Raw genomic sequence first — 16,440 nt, forward strand, 5'->3', positions numbered from 1 at the left:
GTCAGACGCGGGCGTCGTCGTCGTCGACGGATCCGTACCCTCCACCGCCGGGGAGATCGAGACGGACGACATCGCCGGGCTGGAGCGTCAGGCGCTGTTGGGTCACCACCGGTTCGCCGTTCACGGTGAACCGACCGGTCTCCCCCGCGTCGCCACCGAAGAGTCCCGCTGGGCCCTTCGCCAACCGGCTCGTCACCGCGTTCAGCTGCCATGGACGCTCCGTGTCGACGGTGAACTCGATCGTCTGGCCCAACCCACCCTTGGAGATCCCACCACCACCCGACCCGGCGCGCAGCTCCTTGCGCAGGAACCGCAGCGGGGCAGAGGCCTCGACCACCTCGATCGGCACAGCGGAGACACCGGTCGGATAGGACGTGGCGGAGAGCCCGGGCTTGTGAGATCGGGCACCGACCCCACCTGCGTAGGTGAACATGGCGGTGATGAAGGGGCTGCCGTCGTCGTGGTTGCCGCTCACCTGCATGGTCCACACCGCACCTGCACCTTCGGCGATCACCGCCTCGGGGACCACCTGGGCCAACGCCTTGAGCAGTGGCATCGGCAGGAACATGCCGACCACGTGGCGAGCGGTCCCCGGCATGGGCGTCACCGCGTTGACGATGCTGCCCTCAGGGGCTCGCATCCGGATAGGGGCCAGGCTCCCATGGTTGTTCGGGATGTCGGGGTTAAGCACGGACCGGATGGTGAAGGTCGTGTAAGCATGGGTGTAGTTGGGCGCGACGTTGATGCCCCACGGACTTGCACCCGAGGTGCCTTCGTAGTCGACGAAGATCTCACCGGCATCGGGATCGATCGTGATCGCCACCGCCACCGTGATCTCCGAACCATCAGCGAGGTCGAGGATCGAGGTCGCCTCATAGGTGCCGCCCGGAAGCGCACGCACCGCCCGCCGCGTGGCGTCCTCGGATCGATCGATGATCTCCTGGCCGAGCTCGGTGAGGTCGGCCAGCCCATGGGTGTCGCAGAGCGCGAGGAGCCGCTGGGCACCGACCTCACCGGACGCGACCTGCGCATGGAGGTCGCCTGCCATGTGATCGGGCTGACGGACGTTGGAGAGGATGAACTTCCAGACGTCGGCGTTGCGCTCTCCACCGATCATCAGCTTGGTGATGGGGATCCACAAGCCTTCTTCGAACACATCACGTCCACCCGCCCCGATGCCGTAGCCACCGACGTCGGTGTGATGGATCGTCGAGCCGAAGAAGGCGATGACCCGCTCGTCCCGGAACACCGGGCACAGCACCGTGACATCGAGCAACTGGCCCGCGGTCTTGTACGGGTCGTTGGTGATGAGCACGTCACCGGGTGAGAGGGTGGCCGCCGGGTACTCGGCGAGGATGGCGGGTGCCGAGGCGGCGAGGAGTTGATGTGGCCAGGGGTTCCCGTCACCGCCTGGGCGATCATCCTGCCATCCCGGTCGAACAGAGCATTGGCGAGGTCGCCCGCCTCGCGCACGATCGGACTGAAGGCCGATCGTTGCAGGGCCTTGGCCTGCTCGTTGACCGTGGCGATGAGGCTGGCCCAGAGGACCTCGAGCTCGATGGCGTCCATCAACGGGTACCTCCGGGGTCGCGGACGGCGACAAGCGCGCCGTCAGGGAGAACAGTGACGTCCCATCCGGGACGGATCACCGCCGTCGTCTCACGCTCTTCCACTAGGGCTGGCCCGGCGAACCGGGCACCCGGGACGAGCTGGCTCCGACGGTAGACGAGGGTGTCGGCGCTCCCGGTGTCCCGTGCGAAGCGGGCCGGTCGGACGTGATCCGGTCGGGGGGAGTCGGGCGGGTCAGCGGCGTGCACGATGGGCTCCACCTCGGCCTGCTGGCCTTCGATGGCTGCCAGTGCCGAGATCCGCCACGTGACGATCTCCAGGCCAACTCCTGGAATGGCCAGACCGTAGATGCGCCGGTACTCGTCCTCGAACCGGGCGAGGAGCTCATCGTCGGTGACGGGCCAGGCGTCGGGGTCTGTGCCAGCCGGGAACCAGATGGTGATCTCGTTGCCCTGACCAACGTAACGGGCATCGACTCCGTAGCGGAACGCCACGTTCTGATCCGGGACACCGGCCGAGGTCGGAGCACGCGCCTGCCCTCGACGCGCAGCTCCTCTAGGAGCGAGTCGCGCTCGTCGTCGGGGATGCTACCGAGCCTGGCCACCCGGGAGCGCGCCAGGTCGATCCGGACCGGCGACACCAGGGTGCCGAACGCTGACAGGACCGAGGCGTTGATGGGGAAGACGACCCGGGTGGCCTCGAGGAGCTCGGCCACCCCACAGGCGTGGACCGGTCCAGCTCCTCCGAACGCGATGAGTGGCACCCCCCGCAGATCGACGCCGTGCTCCACGGCGTGCATCCGAGCAGAGGCGGCCATGTTCTGGTTGACGAGCTCGTGGATGCCAGCGGCGGTCTCGTCGGTGCTGAGCCCGAGGGAGCTTGCGAGCTTGTCGATCGCTTGCTCAGCTGCGCTCCGGTCGAGGGGCATCTCACCGCCGAGGAACCAGTCAGCATCGAGGAGGCCGAGGATGAGATCCGCGTCGGTCACCGCGGCCTCGCCGCCGCCACGGCCATAGCAGGCGGGACCTGGATCCGCACCGGTGGAGTCGGGCCCGACCTTGAGGAGACCCAGGTCGTCCACTCGGGCGATGCTGCCGCCGCCGGCGCCGATCTCGACCAGGTCGACCGACGGGACCGATACAGGAAAGCCTGAACCCTTCTTGAACCGGTAGATCCGAGCGATCTCGAAAGTGTTGGCAAGATCGGGCTCGTGATCCTCGATCAAGCAGGACTTGGCCGTGGTCCCTCCCATGTCGAAGCAGAGGAGCCGGTCCTCGCCGAGGCGGCGTGAGTACCACGATCCAGCGAGGGCGCCAGCGGCTGGGCCGGACTCGACGAGGCGGATCGGTACACGCTTGGCGTCGGCAGCCGAGACCACGCCGCCGTTCGAGAGCATCATCAGGACACCACCGCCGAACCCCTCGGCAGCGAGCCACTCCTCGAGCTCGTCGAGGTAGGGCCCGATGACCGGCATCGTGGCAGCATTGCAGGCACTGGTGATCATGCGCGGGTACTCGCGGATCTGGGGCGACACCTCACTGGAGATGCAGATCGGGGCGTCGAGCGCGTCGACGAGATGGGCGACGACGAGTCGTTCGTTGGATGGATTGGCGTAGGAGTTCAGTAGGCAGACCGCAACGGATTCGACCTCGTTGTCGACAAGCGAGGCCGCCAGCGCATCGAGAGCCGCCGACTCCGGGGCATGACGGACCTCACCGGTCGCCATGGTGCGTTCGTCGAGCTCGAAGGTAAGCGATCTGGGGATCGGCGGCTCCGGGAACTCGATCTGGAGGTCGTACATGTCGTACCGGTGCTCATCCCGGATGAGCAGCGTGTCACCGAACCCGCTGGTGGTCACCAGCGCGGCCCGACCGATCTTTCCCTCGATGAGTGCGTTGGTGATCAGAGTCGTCGCGTGAACGATCGGTGCCCGTATCTCGGACGGGGCAACGCCCGCCTTGGTCAGCAGCTGGGCGATGCCGGCACGAACGCCGTCGAGCGGTGCAGCGGGAGTGGTAAGGGCCTTGTCCACCACCACGTTGCCGGAATTGGCATCGAGCAGCACGACATCGGTGAACGTGCCGCCGATGTCCACCGCGAGTCGCCAGTCAGCCATGAGCCACCTCTTCCTCGGGTGCACCGACTCGGCGTGGCGCGAAGACGTCGATGATCCAGCACTCGTCATACTCGTCGTCGCCGATAAAGACCGAATCGCCGTGCCAGACTCCGGGCCGGGCGAAGTAGAGGTCACCCGGGCGCAGGACCGTGCGCTCGGTCGGCTCGTCACCTTCACCGATCCGAAAGTCGAGCCCCCCGCGCACGATGAGTCCGAACTGCTCGTGGTTGGGGTGCTGGTGCAGGTAGGAGCCGGTTGCTCCTCCCGCGATCCTCCAGAACCAGATCGTCATTCCCTCAGCATCGATCACACGGCGACGAAAACCTGGTCGCCCGGTGTCATCGAAGCTTCCCTCGTCGACGAACCACACGTCTTGATTGCCCTGGCCCAATGTTCGGAATCCTCCTCAGTGATCGCTGGCCGCAGCACCGGCACCAGAGCCGCGCCGTGGTGGACGGACCGGAGACCGGCGTGGGTGCGCGCCTGCGCGGCACGCACCCACGCCGGGTCCGGGGAGATCAGGCGTCGACGTGCGCCTCTGGGTTCGCACCCCACTCGATGATCTGCAGGTAGTTGCCGTCGGGGTCGGCCACGGTGCCGATGAGTCCGAAGGGCATCTGCTCCACCGGACGGATCCATCGGACCCCAAGGTCCTTCAGGTGCGCTTCCAGGCCTCGGCAGTCGTCCACGTGGAAGTTGATGACGTAGCGAGCGGCGTCGGTTGCGGGCCCGGACACCTCCGAGTGCTCCTCGATGAAGTACTGGACGGGCCCGTACTCGAAGGCACCACCCTCGTTCTCCTCGACCCCGAACCGCGCGCCGATACCAAGTCTTCATCTCATCGACGTTGCTCGACCCGATGAGCAAGCTCCCGATCGGTGGTGCAGTCATGTTCGTCTCCTTGCCTGTGGGTGTCTGTGGAGCCGCGACATGCACGAGACCCAGACTCCGCCCGGTCAAGCCGGTTCCGGGAGCCTCCCACTGTGTCGCTCAGTCCGATTGACTGTTGGTCTGACAATAGTAACGTCTGGGTGAGCTGTCAAACTGACTCATCGATCCTCTACGATGAACGCTGAACTACTGTGCAGCAGAAAGACCGCCCCCACGCGCCCTGGAGGGTGCGCCTGGCGGACAGCAGGCACACCCGGTGCAACGTGCGACCAGGGAAGGGAACCTCAATGTCATCGCCGAACAGTCGGTTTTCCCCGATCGCGAGGACGACCGTCGCATCTGCGGTTCGCGACGCGATCGAGGAGAGCATCCGTTCAGGGGCGATGCCCCCCGGCAGCCCACTTCCGTCCGAGCGGGAGCTCTCCGAGCAGTTCGACGTCGCGCGCGCACCTCGGTCCGCGAGGCTGTCCAGGGTCTGCTCACGTTGGGCCTGATCGAAAAGCGCGGCAACCGCTCCTATGTGATCGAGCATCTGCCCTCCTTCAGGCTCGACGGCGACGACCGCCGCAAGCTCCGGGTACGCGAACTGTTCGCGGTCAGGGAGATCCTCGAGCCGCCGATCGTGCGCCTCGCCGTGCAGAAGGCCAGCGAGGACGAACGCCAACGTATCGCTGACATCGCCCGACAGTTCCAGGCCGGAATGCCCCTCGAGGAGTTCCGCCACCTCGACCGTCAGTTCCATTGGGCTTTGGCCACAGCATGCGGCAATGAGACCCTCGCCGAGCTCTCGGGAAAGGTTCTCGACAGCCTCTTCGCCTCAGACGAGTTCCACGAGCTGCTCGGCTCTCGCGACAACGATGCGGCAGTTGCCGACGTCATCGACACCTCGGTGCGGGCGCATCACCGAATCGCCGAAGCAATAGAGAGCGCCGACGCGTCGAGGGCCGTGGAGGAGATCACCGCCCATCTCCACGACGTGGAGGACCAGATGGTCTCCCGCATGTCCTGACCGGATCAGGTGGGAGCCGCCGGGACCCCACGATCGCAGTGTGTTGGTGCTCGACGTCCGCCCAATGAGAGACCTCAGCCCTCGAGGACCTCGAGTCGCCAGGTCACCTCCTGAGAGCCAAAGCGGCGCACGTCCCCGTCGAGGTCGAGCGGTCGCACGATCGCTTCGTTCTCCTCATCGCCCCATTCAGTGGGAGGGACCAGCCACATGACCTCGAACTCGTTGCCGTCAGGATCGCGCGAGTAGAGACTCTTGTTCACGCCATGGTCACTCGCACCGATGAGCGCGCCGGCCTCGGCGAGACGCCGCTCAGCCGCCTTCAGATCCGCGAGGGTCGGGACCTCCCATGCGATGTGGTATAGCCCGACGGTGCGGCCACCCGAAGGCGGTCCCGCTTGCTCGCCAACGCTGAACAAGGCGAGGTCGTGGTGGTTCTCCGACTCGCCCGCCCGAAGGAACGCGAACCGGTCCATCGGATCGGAGATGACCAGCGAGAACCCCATCACCTCCTGGTAGAACTCGGCAATTCGGCGGGCGCTGCGGACATAGAGCACCGCATGGTTCAGTCGTGTGATCCTCATGGCTTCTTCGCTCTTCATGGTCGATGGTCGTCATGGGGTAGGAAGCTGGGCCGGATCGGCGGGCGTGCCTCCCGTCCGCTCCGGCCCTCAGCTTCGGCTACCTCAGGTATCAGCTGGCGGCTGCTCGATCAGCCGAGCCACCCGGCAATCTCTCCGGAGTCGATCGCGGCCACGACCTCGTCGAGGACTGCCTGCTCCTCCTCGCTCGGATCGCAAAGGATCGCTCCGACGCCGACGCCATCGGCCACTCCGAACAGTGCCCACTGCTCGCCCTCGGTGATCTCTCCCGCGTCGAAGGCGGCGATGACCTCCTCGAGGTACAGCGCTGGGTTGTACAAGATGGCCATGTCGAACTCGGCACTCGTGTCATCACAACGGTCGATCGACGTCGAAGCCACGCTGATGCCTGCTTCGTTGCCCGTCCTAACCACCGCGGAGAGCGCTCCACCCAGATAGGGATAGACCACCTCGCATCCCTGGTTGATCTGGGCGGTGATGGCCTCCTGCGCGAGTGCGGTGTCCTCGAAGTCGCCGGTGTAGGTGACCAACATGTCAAGCTCCGGGTTCACGTACTCCAAGCCCGCCCGCATCGAGATGTCCATGTTGTTGACAAACTGGAGCTCTGGTCCGGCAACGATGCAGCCAGTGTCTGCTTGCCTTCGCTCGAGCAGCAGGCCCATGGCGACCCCGCCGACGTAGTGAGCTTCGTTCTCGTTCGCCCCCACGGTGGCGTAGTGCTCACTCGCAGCTGGAGCGGAGGTCACCATCACGAAGGTGCTGTCGGCGTACTCGGGCGACTCGGCGACCGGTACGAAGCCCTCCGCCAGCTCGGCGCCACCGGCGATGATGAGGTCGGGGCCCTGGCGTGCGACGTTTTCGAATGCCTCGCGCGCTGCGCCGGGGTTCACGTTGTCTACCACGATCACCTCATAGCCAGCGGCCGCGCCCGCACCGGCAACGGCATCGGCCTGGCCCTCGTAAAATCCCCCGTCATTGCGATCTCCAGCAACCATGTATGCGATCGTGCCCGCGCCCTCATCGTCGGTCGGCTCATCAGCGTCGCCGTCATCGGGCTGATCTGTATCACCTCCAGAACCGTTCGCTCCTGTGTCGGCTTCATCGTCGTTTCCGCATGCCGTCGCTACGAGGCCCAGCACGAGCAGGATCAAGAACAGGGTTCGAGTCGGTGAGATTCGCTTGTGGGGCATGTGCCCTCCCTTGTCGTTTCGGATCGGGATGGAACCGACCCCCCAGATGGTCACTGGCTCGGAACCCGACCGCCCTCTTCGGAAGGGCGGCTTTGGCACCGCGAGCCTTCACGGATTGCCTGATTGTCAGACCGTCCTGCTATCAGGCTGTCAGCCTAATGAGCGGCGGGGGGCGCGTCAAGGAATACGAGGATCAACCCATCGCGAGGTTCGTGCCTCGCATCCGGACGCCGGCAAGGGGATCGATCTCGTGCCCCGCCTCGCGGAGCAGCTGGCGGAGTCGGGCCGCTCCGAGGTTGGTCTGGCGAATCGTGACCCCGAAGGGCCTCAGCGCGTCATGGATAGCGTTGGCCAGCGCGGTGGGCCCGACGATGATCCCGGCCTCACCGGCACCACGGAACCCTCCGGACAGTGCAGCGGGGGTCTCCCGATGGACGGTCCGGACTCGGGGACCGAGTCGAACGCCGGGATCTTGTAGTCGAGCAGCGAGGTGGTGAGGGGCTGACCCAACTCGTCATAGAGGACCTCCTCGAGCAGCACGGCGCCAACGGCCTGGGCGAACGCGCCCTGGATCTGACCATCGACAATCATGGGGTTGATCACCCGTCCACAGTCGTGGACGATAACTGCGTCCTCGACCGAGACGTGCCCCGTGTTGACGTCTACCTCGACCACGACGGCCGCGGCCGCAGTGGCATAGGTCGCGGCGACGTTCATGCGCCCCTGCTCGTCGGGAAAGGCGCTCGTGTTGCCCGGATCGTAGGCCTCCAGCACGCTGAGTCCCATGTCCTCTCCCTTGGGGACCAGGAAGGTGTGCAGGTAGGCAGCACCCGCCACCGCAGCGAACGGCAGCTCGGCTTCCCCGGTGCGGAACATGCCGTCATCGAGGGCCACCGCCTCGACCGGAACCTCCAGCATCGCAGCGGCAATCCTCAGCATCTTGTCTCGCAAGCGCTCAGTGGCCCGAAGCACGGCCCCACCACCCATGACCGCAGAACGACTTCCCCACGTGCCCATGCCATAGGGCAGCATTGCTGTATCGCCTTCCTCGACGCGGACGTGGGCCAGCGGCACTCCTAGTCCGTCGGATGCGACCTGAGCGAGCATCGTGGCGTGCCCTTGGCCTTGGCACTTGGTCCCCACCGCGATCGTCACCTGACCATCGGGCTGGACCGTCACCAGCGCCATCTCGAAGCCCCCGTAGCGACCCGCAACGACGTGCAGGTTGGGCGCGGTGGCCTCGACCATCGATCCGAGGCCGATGCCGAGGTGACGACCCTCAGCCCGCGCAGCCTCCTGGCGCTCCCGAATGCTCCAGTAGCCGACCTCCTCGAGTACCTGCTCCAACTGAGCGGAGAAGCTGCCCACGTCATAGGCGGCGCCGGTCGCCGACGAGTAGGGTCGGGGAGCGTCGGGGATCATGTTGAGCTGCCGAACCTCCGCAGGGTCCTTTCCGAGGCGCTCCGCGAGCAGATCCATCATCCGCTCGATCGAGAACTGTGCCTGCGGCTGCCCGAACCCTCGGTACGTGCCGAGTGGGCACTTGTTCGTGGCCACACAGTGGAGATGATAGGCGTAGCGCTGAATGTCGTAGGTGCCGGTCATGAGGCTCGTCGTCACCATCGCCGGCGCCGCGCCGGTGAAGTACAGCTCGGGACTTCCCACGTCTGCGACGATCTTCGCCCTGAGGCCCAGCACCCTTCCGTCGTCCCGATAGGCCAGCTCGACCTCGTGCACCTGGTCCCGGGAGTGGACACTCGCCGCCAGGCTCTCCGACCGGTCCTGCACCCACATGACCGGATGAGGCACCAACATCGCGACCAGGGCGACCAGTGACTCCTCTCGCATGAAGTGCTGCTTGTTCCCAAACCCGCCACCCATGTCCGGGGCGACCACCCGGATTCTCGCTTCGCTCAGCCCGGTGACGTCGGACACCACGGTTCGGAGATTGTGCGGCTGCTGAGACGATGCATGGAGCAGCAGGTCGCCGGTGCCCGGGTCGAATGAGCCGCAGGCTCCATGGCCCTCCATCGGAAGCCCGATGACCCGATGCTGGGTGAAGCGCTCGGTCAACACGCCATCGGCAGACGCGAACGCGTCATCGAGATCACCGGTGTCGAACTCGAGGGTGAGGAACTCGTTGGAGCCCCAAGCGTCGTACAGTTGCGGCGCATCCGCCGCAGTCGCGGCGATCGGGTCGGTCACTGCGGGCAGCACCTCGTAGTCGACCTCGATGAGCTCGAGCGCGTCCTCGGCCTGATATCGGCTCTCGGCCACCACCACGGCGACGGGCTCACCGACGAAGCGCACCTTCTCGATCGCCAGCACGTACCACTCCAACGGCTTGATCGTCGGTAGCGGCAGGAGATGGGAGAACGGTTGGCTCACCCGAGCAAGCTCTGCCCCGGTGAAGGCTGCGACCACCCCGGGGGACTCGAGCGCTGGAGCGATGTCGATGCTCGTGATGAGAGCGTGAGCGTGTGGACTCCGCAGGATCGCGAGATGCTTCAACCCGGGCACATCGAGATCAGCGAGATAGGTTCCGCGGCCAGTCAGAAAGCGGACGTCCTCCACCCGGGGGACGCGCTGACCGATCATCGGCTCGGCGGCTCCGGCAACTGCTTCGCTCACCTGCGGTCGCCTCCTTCGCTATTGTGGTCTCGGTCCGAAGATCTGCCCGCGGCCTCACAAACAGCGTCGACGATCGACTCGTAACCGGTGCAACGACAGAGATTGCCCGCCAAGGCCGTTCGGACATCCTCCGGTGTGGGGGCGGGATTATCACCCAACAACTCGACCGCAGCGATGACGATCCCCGACGTGCAGAACCCGCACTGGAGCCCGTGATTGGCCCGCAGCGACTCCTGGACCGGGTGCAGCGCCTGGGGCTGTCCGACTCCTTCGACGGTCACGATCTCGCACCCACCGGCCTGCACCGCGAACATGAGGCACGATCGGACGGCGGTGCCATCCACCAGGACCGCGCACGAGCCGCACGACCCCTCCTCGCAGGCCGCATGGGTGCCGGTCAACCGCAACCGGTCCCTCAGCAGGTCGAGGAGCAACAGACGAGGCTCGACCTCGCCCTCGTACGGCTGCCCGTTGACCACGGTCTCGATCTCGGTCATCCTCTGCTTCCCTCACTCCGCGCCCAGGCGGTTCGAATGGTCTCGAGCAACAGCAGTTGGACCAGCTCGGCCCGATCCTCGACCGACACGTGCGCGTCCCCGATCGGATCGAAGCTTCCGGCCACACGCGCCGCCATCTCTCGTAGGAGGTCGTCGGAGAGCGCGCCGTGGCCAACCATCGGCTCGAGCGCCGCGGAGAGGTCGACCGGGACCGACGAGAGGGCGCAACCTCCAGCCCGGGCACTGGTGCAGCGTCCCTCGGCGTCGCGCCGCAGCACGACCCCGACGCCCGCCGTGGCGAAGTCACCCCTTCGGGGCGCGACTTCAGCGAACGCTGTGCCATCACCCGGCTGCGCTCTTGGAACCGAGACGTCGACCACAACCTCTCCCGGTTCGATGGCAGTCGAGAAGAACCCTTCGAAGAAGTCGATCGCTGCCACCTCGCGTTCGCCCTCGCCGTCCCGCAGGCGCACGCTGGCACCCAGCGCGATGAGCGCGGCGGGAAGCTCGGCAGCCGGATCGCCATGAGCGATGCTGCCGCCGAGGGTCCCGCGGTTCCGGATCTGAGGATGTGCGATGTGGCCTGCCGCCTCGGCGAGCAACGGGGACACCTCGGCTACCTGGGGATCCCGCTCTAGACGACGATGCCGACACAGGGCACCCAACCGGACCCACTCCTCATCGACCTCCACAATGTCGAGGGCCGACAGCCCGTTCAGGTCGACCAGCAGTGACGGTCGAGAAAGTCGGTGGTTCATCAATGGGACGAGGCTCTGACCTCCGGCGAGGATTCGAGCCTCCTCATCCGATGCGAGCGCCTCGAGCGCTTCATCGAGGTTGGTGACCGCGAGGTAGTCGAACGTCGCCGGTTTCACGGTCTTCGCCTCGTGATCCCTGTGCTTGCATGGCCCTGCATCAGACCTCCCACTAGCCAGACGGCTGGACCCCCGGCATTTTATAACCGATCTTCAGACAGTCAGACCATAGGATGTCCTGCTGATATGGTCAACAGGCACCGCATCGGTCTCGTCATCGCAGCCGCGGCGCTGTGGGCACTCCTCAGCATCTGGGTGACCGAGGCCCTCGCAGCCGGGGTCGGGCCTCGCGAGGTGGGGTTCTGGCGGGCGGCGGTCGGCGCCGGGTGCTTCGCGCTCCACGCCCTCCTGAATCGGAGCCGGCTAGAGGTTCGCCAGCTCCCGTCCGGCTTCGTGCTCGGCGTCATCGGCGTCGCACTGTTCTTCGTCGCGCTCCCCGAAGCGGTGTCGCGAGCCGGAATCGGCATCGCGTGGGTGCTGCTCTACACCGCACCGGGCTTCGTCCTGGTCGTCGCATGGCTGCAAGGAGCCCCTGTCCGATTGCGACCCGTGGGCCTGCTCGCGATGGTGCTCCTCGGCGTCGCGCTCATCGCCGGGGACACCGCAACGATCGGATCCGGCACCGGTCTGCTCTGGGGGTTGGTCAGTGGAGCCGCCTACGCATCCCACTACGTGGTGGGGGGCTCGGCGGCTCCGGGCAGCCCCCTGAGCCGCTACGCGTTCGCCCTCGGGATCGGAGCGCTCATGATCGTTCCGTTCGTGGACTGGGCGCCCAAGTCTCCAGAGGCATGGTTCCACCTGGTGTCGACGGGTGTGGTCTCCACCTACCTGCCGTTCCTCGCCCTCGCCTACGCACTCCGAACAGTCGACCCCACCACGGCCGCCATGCTCGCAACGCTCGAGCCCGTGTTCGCCACGACGATCGCGGCAACTGCGTACGGGGACGTGCTCGGACCAGTCACCCTCATCGGGGGTGTCCTGATCCTGGGCGCGGCCACGCTCAGCGCGACCCGACCGGCGACCGCCGCCGCCTCACGTCCAGCGCTTCATCGAACTCCGCCCGGCCACGACTCGCGATAGCGCTTCACCAGCCAGCGGTTGAACTGCTGCAGCGTCTCCTCCTGCCAGGAGTACCGACCCCTCGGAGCAAAGACCGAGCGCAGTCCCTTCTGGGTCATCTCATCGGCGTAGAGATCCTGGATGTTGAAGTTCTCCACGCCCCGATCGGCGGCATCGAAGAGGAACTCGAACATCGGGTCGTCGAGCGCAGCCTGCTCGAAGCAGTAGCCGATGTGGATCGTGATCGACTCCGGCCCCGTCGGGTCGATGATGAAGTAGGCGACCTCGTCAGGAACGATCGCCAGCGCCAAGGTGGGTGGGATCAGGACGAACGACCCCCGCATGCGGTCCTCGTCGGTCAATCCCTCGAACACCGGGAACATTGCTCGCTTCATCGGGTTGAAGGACCCGTCCTTCTCGGTGAAGTGCTGGATCCGACCGATCGCGTTGTCCTCGTCGTCCCATTCGAGGAAGTCGTTCATGTGGCTGGGAGCGAACGTCTGCAGTGGTCCGTGCAGTCGACTGGCATGGTAGGGGTCGTTGAAGTTCTCCATCATGATCTTCCAGTTCCACGGAAGATCGGCATGGGTCCGCCCATCGAGGGTCTTGGTGTTCTCCAAGCCGTAGTTCTCGAGGATCGCATCGATCTTCGTCAACGACGGTGCGAGAGGCCTCGGGTCGGGGCCGAAGGAGACGAAGATGAAGCCCTGCCACAGCTCGACAGCCAAGCGTGGCAACGGGTAGTCGGCCTTGTCGAACCCGACGGCCCGATCCATCGCTGGCGTTCCGAGCAGCTCACCGTCCAGACCGTAGGCCCAGTGGTGGTACGGACAAGTGAACCGATTGCAGTTGCCACTGTCATCGGCGACCACCATGCCACGGTGCTGACACACCGCTGACATCACGTTGACCTGCCCCTCCTTGTCCCTCGCGATGATCAGCGGCTCCCCGAAGAGCGTCAGGGTGCGGTAGTCGCCAGGCTCGGGGATCTGATCGGACCGTCCGACACAGAGCCAGTCCTTGAGGAAGATTGCCTCCTTCTCGAAGTCATACCACTCCTGCGAACGGTACAGGTCAGGGGGCAGCAACCGAGCTTCGTCCACAGGCTGGACCGATTCCTCGAAGCTGGCGAGGAGCTCATCGTCGAAGACGCTCATTCTCAACTCTCCTTGTGTGGGTTCGGTCCACCGAACGGGACTGCCGACATCGGCTGGAGGAGCCGTCGGGCTCAGAGCTGACCCCGGGTCTCGAAGGTCAGCGGCGAGACATACCGGGTCTTCAACCATCCGTGCTCGAACGGTGTGACGAAGGTGTCCCGATACCGAATGTGCTTGATGAACCAACTGCCGTCGAGGCACGCGAAGTCGTTCTCGTACCAGGCACCCATCCAGACCTGGGCGCGACCGTCCCGGAGGGTCGCCGCCTCCAGCACCTGCCACTGACCCCATCCGGTCATGAGGTCCTGGGCTACACCGATCGACGCGTTGGCGAGATAGTGCGCCGTGAAGGGAAGCATCGACGGGTTGTCGAGGAACATCTCATAGATCCCGGCACGGCCCTCGGTAACGCCGAACTCAGCGAAGTTGCCCTGGCCCTCCCACTTCGCATCCTCGGTGAACATCGAAGCGATCAGCTCCGCCGACTTCACCACGTCACACGCATGGATGTATCGATACATCAGCTTCTCGATGCGGTCGACAGCATCGTGATGCTCGACCCGCTCCCGCAGCCGCGCAACCTCGGTCCGCAGTCGCTCGATCTCACTTCTCTCGGTCATCTCGATTCCTTCCTCTCGTATCGCCTGATCCGCGAACTGCAAGTCGGGACCGATCAGGCGGGCGTGAGCCCGACGGAACGGCGCGTTGTCCAGAGCCCGACGGGCACGGTCGAATGCCTGTCGCAGCCAACCAACGCGACGGGTCCGTGCACCGCGGCGTCTCATCACGACGTGGCCAGGCCGACCTCGTTGGCGTAGGACCGATAGCGCTGGACCAGCCAGCGGTTGAGCTGCACGATGGTCGTCTCCTTCCAGGAGAACGGTCCACGCGGAGCGAACTGGGACCGAAGGCCCTTCTGGACCAGCGTGTCGGCCTTGACGTCCTGCTCGTTGTACATCATCACCCCGTCCACGATCCATCGGATGATGTGGTCGAAGTTGTCGACCTTCACGGACTCCGGAGGCACACAGAGGCCGATGCGCAACGAGATCTCATTTGCCCCCTTGGGCAGGATCACGAAGTAGAACATGTGATCCGGCACGAGCCCGATCGGGGTCATCGGCGGGACCATCGCGAACATCACCCGGTTTCGCTGTTCCTCGGTGAGCGTCTCGATCGGTGGCAAAAGCGCCCGGTGGACTGGATTGAACGCGGCGTCCTTCCGGTCGAAGCCGGTCGGATGCATGATCACGTTCTCGTCAGGGGTGTGCTCACAGAAGCCATGACCCAGGGCGAAGTCATGGATGCCCTTGTGCAGGTACGCGTTGTGATATGGCTCCATGAAGTTCTCGAGCATGATCTTCCAGTTCCAGGGGTAGCTGTCGACCTCGATGGGCGGAAGGCTCACCATGTCGGCGACCCCGTAGTTCTCCATCTCCTGCTCGAGCGCGACCAGCGTGGGAGCCAGTGGCGATGCATCCTGCTGGTAGTGGCAGAAGATGAACCCCTGCCAGAGTTCCACCTTCAGCGATGGCAGGGTGCAGGCCGACTTGTCCCATTCGGTCTTGTTCATCTCGGGTGTGTGCACCACCGCGCCTTGAAGGTCGTAGGACCAGAAGTGCAGTGGGCAGCGCATCAGGCCGCGTTCGATGCTCCCGCTTCCCTCCATGAGGAGATGCCCGCGGTGCCGGCACACGTTGGACATCACCCGGATATCTCCGTCGTCGTTCAGCACGACGAGTGGGTCATCGTTGATATCGATCGTGAAGTAGTCCCCCGAGTTGGCGACCTGGTCGGCGCGCCCGACGCAGAGCCAGTTCCGTTCGAAGATGGCCTTCTTCTCGAACTCGAACCACTCCTCGGAGGTGTAGATGTGGGGCGGGAAGAACTTGGCGGTCGCCACATCTCCGGTCGACCGTTCGAGGTCCTGGAGTACGTCGTCGTTGATGAGATGGGAGAAGCTCATTCTGGTGGGTGTTCCTTTCTGGTGATCAGTCGTTCGTGCTTCGGGGGCTGATGGATGCTTCACACCGCTCTGCGTTCGAACCCGATGCCGAGCATTCGTGGTTGACGCTGACGCTGGCGGAAGATGTACAAGGCGAGGAGTGCCATGATGTACGGAGAGGCGATGAGCAGCTGCGGGTTGAGCTCGATGCCCAGGGCCGGCAACGCGAGCCGAAGTGCGTCCATGAACCCGAACACGAAGCAGCCGAGCAGGGCCCCCTTGATGCTCCACGCCCCGAAGATCACAGCGGCGATGGCGATGAACCCTCGGCCCGCTGTCATGTTCGGGCTGAAACCGCCGATGGCCCCGATCGAGAGGAAGGCCCCACCGAAACCGGCGTAGAGGCCACCGATGATGATCGCCTGCCGCCGCCGGAGGTTCACGGAGATGCCGGTGGCATCCGCCGCCTGCGGGTTCTCGCCCACTGCTTGGGCCTCGAGACCCCACCGGGTCCGATGGATCAGGAACCAGGCGAGCGGTACGAGCAGGTAGATGGCGAAGAACGGGGCTCGTTGCTCGAACAGCACCTCGCCGAGAACAGGGATCTGGGCCAAGGGCGGGATCGACCAGACTGGGAACCGCTCTGGATTGAAGCTCATTGACACGAAGAGGAACGTCGTGAGACCCAGAGCGAGGATGTTCAGCGTCAGGCCCACCACGAACTGGTTCACCGTGAGCGCGTGGGACAGGTAGGCCTGCACCAGGGCCACAACCCCGCCGATCGCGATTCCTGCGAGGAGCCCGATCATGGCAGATCCCGAGACCGAGGAGCCGACCACCGCGCCGAAGGCCCCGGCAAGCATCCCCCCTTCGACCGAGATGTTGAGGGTCCCTGCTTTCTCGGCGACGAGCTCGCCCATCGCCACGAAGGCCAGCGGCACAGCCAAGCGCGTTGCGCTGTC

15 protein-coding genes and 2 pseudogenes are annotated in these 16,440 nt (G+C 65.3%); 2 read left to right on the top strand and 15 right to left on the bottom strand.

Annotation, left to right across the window (positions count from 1 at the left end; all coding sequences use genetic code 11):
- Nucleotide 1 precedes the first annotated feature (1 nt).
- From U5K29_10065 to U5K29_10090, 6 genes and pseudogenes are all read right to left on the bottom strand, one after another.
- Nucleotides 2–1,315, bottom strand: a complete 1,314-nt coding sequence (locus U5K29_10065) for a hydantoinase B/oxoprolinase family protein (GenBank protein ID MDZ7678885.1) — start codon at nucleotides 1,313–1,315, stop codon at nucleotides 2–4.
- A gap of 119 nt (nucleotides 1,316–1,434) precedes the next feature.
- Nucleotides 1,435–1,569 (bottom strand): annotated as a pseudogene (locus tag U5K29_10070) (hydantoinase B/oxoprolinase family protein).
- A complete protein-coding gene (locus U5K29_10075) occupies nucleotides 1,569–2,063 on the bottom strand; it encodes a hypothetical protein (protein MDZ7678886.1) in 495 nt (164 codons plus the stop codon). The pseudogene U5K29_10070 and the gene U5K29_10075 overlap by 1 nt, the downstream one beginning before the upstream one ends.
- A gap of 188 nt (nucleotides 2,064–2,251) precedes the next feature.
- Nucleotides 2,252–3,754: pseudogene (locus U5K29_10080) on the bottom strand (hydantoinase/oxoprolinase family protein).
- A complete protein-coding gene (locus U5K29_10085) occupies nucleotides 3,678–3,977 on the bottom strand; it encodes a cupin domain-containing protein (protein ID MDZ7678887.1) in 300 nt (99 codons plus the stop codon). The pseudogene U5K29_10080 and the gene U5K29_10085 overlap by 77 nt, the downstream one beginning before the upstream one ends.
- Before the next feature lie 226 nt (nucleotides 3,978–4,203).
- On the bottom strand, nucleotides 4,204–4,422 hold the full coding sequence (locus tag U5K29_10090; protein MDZ7678888.1) for a hypothetical protein: 219 nt from the start codon (nucleotides 4,420–4,422) through the stop codon (nucleotides 4,204–4,206).
- 638 nt (nucleotides 4,423–5,060) lie between these two features.
- On the opposite strand from U5K29_10090, the gene U5K29_10095 reads away from it, so the two are divergent.
- Nucleotides 5,061–5,585, top strand: coding sequence for an FCD domain-containing protein (locus U5K29_10095; GenBank protein ID MDZ7678889.1), 525 nt, complete (start codon nucleotides 5,061–5,063; stop codon nucleotides 5,583–5,585).
- Between the two features lie 74 nt (nucleotides 5,586–5,659).
- Here U5K29_10095 and U5K29_10100 read toward each other — a convergent pair whose 3' ends face one another.
- From U5K29_10100 to U5K29_10120, 5 genes are all read right to left on the bottom strand, one after another.
- Nucleotides 5,660–6,166, bottom strand: a complete 507-nt coding sequence (locus U5K29_10100; protein ID MDZ7678890.1) for a VOC family protein — start codon at nucleotides 6,164–6,166, stop codon at nucleotides 5,660–5,662.
- A gap of 128 nt (nucleotides 6,167–6,294) precedes the next feature.
- Nucleotides 6,295–7,179, bottom strand: a complete 885-nt coding sequence (locus U5K29_10105; protein ID MDZ7678891.1) for a BMP family ABC transporter substrate-binding protein — start codon at nucleotides 7,177–7,179, stop codon at nucleotides 6,295–6,297.
- Between the two features lie 522 nt (nucleotides 7,180–7,701).
- Nucleotides 7,702–10,005, bottom strand: a complete 2,304-nt coding sequence (locus U5K29_10110; protein MDZ7678892.1) for a xanthine dehydrogenase family protein molybdopterin-binding subunit — start codon at nucleotides 10,003–10,005, stop codon at nucleotides 7,702–7,704.
- Complete coding sequence (locus tag U5K29_10115) at nucleotides 10,002–10,502, bottom strand: (2Fe-2S)-binding protein (GenBank protein ID MDZ7678893.1); 501 nt, start codon at nucleotides 10,500–10,502, stop codon at nucleotides 10,002–10,004. The genes U5K29_10110 and U5K29_10115 overlap by 4 nt, the downstream gene beginning before the upstream one ends.
- A complete protein-coding gene (locus tag U5K29_10120; protein ID MDZ7678894.1) occupies nucleotides 10,499–11,377 on the bottom strand; it encodes a xanthine dehydrogenase family protein subunit M in 879 nt (292 codons plus the stop codon). The genes U5K29_10115 and U5K29_10120 overlap by 4 nt, the downstream gene beginning before the upstream one ends.
- 126 nt (nucleotides 11,378–11,503) lie before the next feature.
- On the opposite strand from U5K29_10120, the gene U5K29_10125 reads away from it, so the two are divergent.
- The gene (locus U5K29_10125; GenBank protein ID MDZ7678895.1) at nucleotides 11,504–12,397 is read left to right on the top strand and encodes an EamA family transporter; all 894 of its coding nucleotides are present in this window, start codon (nucleotides 11,504–11,506) and stop codon (nucleotides 12,395–12,397) included.
- Here the strand turns inward: U5K29_10125 and U5K29_10130 are convergent.
- The 4 genes from U5K29_10130 to U5K29_10145 form a co-directional block, all read right to left on the bottom strand.
- Nucleotides 12,364–13,533, bottom strand: coding sequence for an aromatic ring-hydroxylating dioxygenase subunit alpha (locus U5K29_10130; GenBank protein ID MDZ7678896.1), 1,170 nt, complete (start codon nucleotides 13,531–13,533; stop codon nucleotides 12,364–12,366). The two genes, U5K29_10125 and U5K29_10130, sit on opposite strands and share 34 nt — an antisense overlap.
- Before the next feature lie 71 nt (nucleotides 13,534–13,604).
- Nucleotides 13,605–14,153 carry a nuclear transport factor 2 family protein gene (locus U5K29_10135; protein MDZ7678897.1) on the bottom strand — a complete coding sequence of 183 codons (549 nt, stop codon included), beginning with the start codon at nucleotides 14,151–14,153 and terminating at the stop codon, nucleotides 13,605–13,607.
- A gap of 164 nt (nucleotides 14,154–14,317) precedes the next feature.
- Nucleotides 14,318–15,499: an aromatic ring-hydroxylating dioxygenase subunit alpha gene (locus U5K29_10140; GenBank protein ID MDZ7678898.1), complete on the bottom strand. Its 1,182-nt coding sequence runs from the start codon at nucleotides 15,497–15,499 to the stop codon at nucleotides 14,318–14,320.
- Between the two features lie 59 nt (nucleotides 15,500–15,558).
- A complete protein-coding gene (locus tag U5K29_10145) occupies nucleotides 15,559–16,419 on the bottom strand; it encodes an ABC transporter permease (GenBank protein ID MDZ7678899.1) in 861 nt (286 codons plus the stop codon).
- Nucleotides 16,420–16,440 lie beyond the last annotated feature (21 nt).

The sequence above is a fragment of the Acidimicrobiales bacterium genome, assembly GCA_034521975.1.
Taxonomy (GTDB): Bacteria; Actinomycetota; Acidimicrobiia; order Acidimicrobiales; family SKKL01; genus SKKL01.

Coding starts and splice junctions, on each gene's coding strand:
- U5K29_10140 (MDZ7678898.1), bottom strand. CDS start 15,499: ATGAGCTTCTCCCATCTCATCAACGACGACGTACTCCAGGACCTCGAA.
- U5K29_10115 (MDZ7678893.1), bottom strand. CDS start 10,502: ATGACCGAGATCGAGACCGTGGTCAACGGGCAGCCGTACGAGGGCGAG.
- U5K29_10085 (MDZ7678887.1), bottom strand. CDS start 3,977: ATGACGATCTGGTTCTGGAGGATCGCGGGAGGAGCAACCGGCTCCTAC.
- U5K29_10105 (MDZ7678891.1), bottom strand. CDS start 7,179: ATGGTTGCTGGAGATCGCAATGACGGGGGATTTTACGAGGGCCAGGCC.
- U5K29_10135 (MDZ7678897.1), bottom strand. CDS start 14,153: ATGACCGAGAGAAGTGAGATCGAGCGACTGCGGACCGAGGTTGCGCGG.
- U5K29_10125 (MDZ7678895.1), top strand. CDS start 11,504: ATGGTCAACAGGCACCGCATCGGTCTCGTCATCGCAGCCGCGGCGCTG.
- U5K29_10100 (MDZ7678890.1), bottom strand. CDS start 6,166: ATGAGGATCACACGACTGAACCATGCGGTGCTCTATGTCCGCAGCGCC.
- U5K29_10130 (MDZ7678896.1), bottom strand. CDS start 13,533: ATGAGCGTCTTCGACGATGAGCTCCTCGCCAGCTTCGAGGAATCGGTC.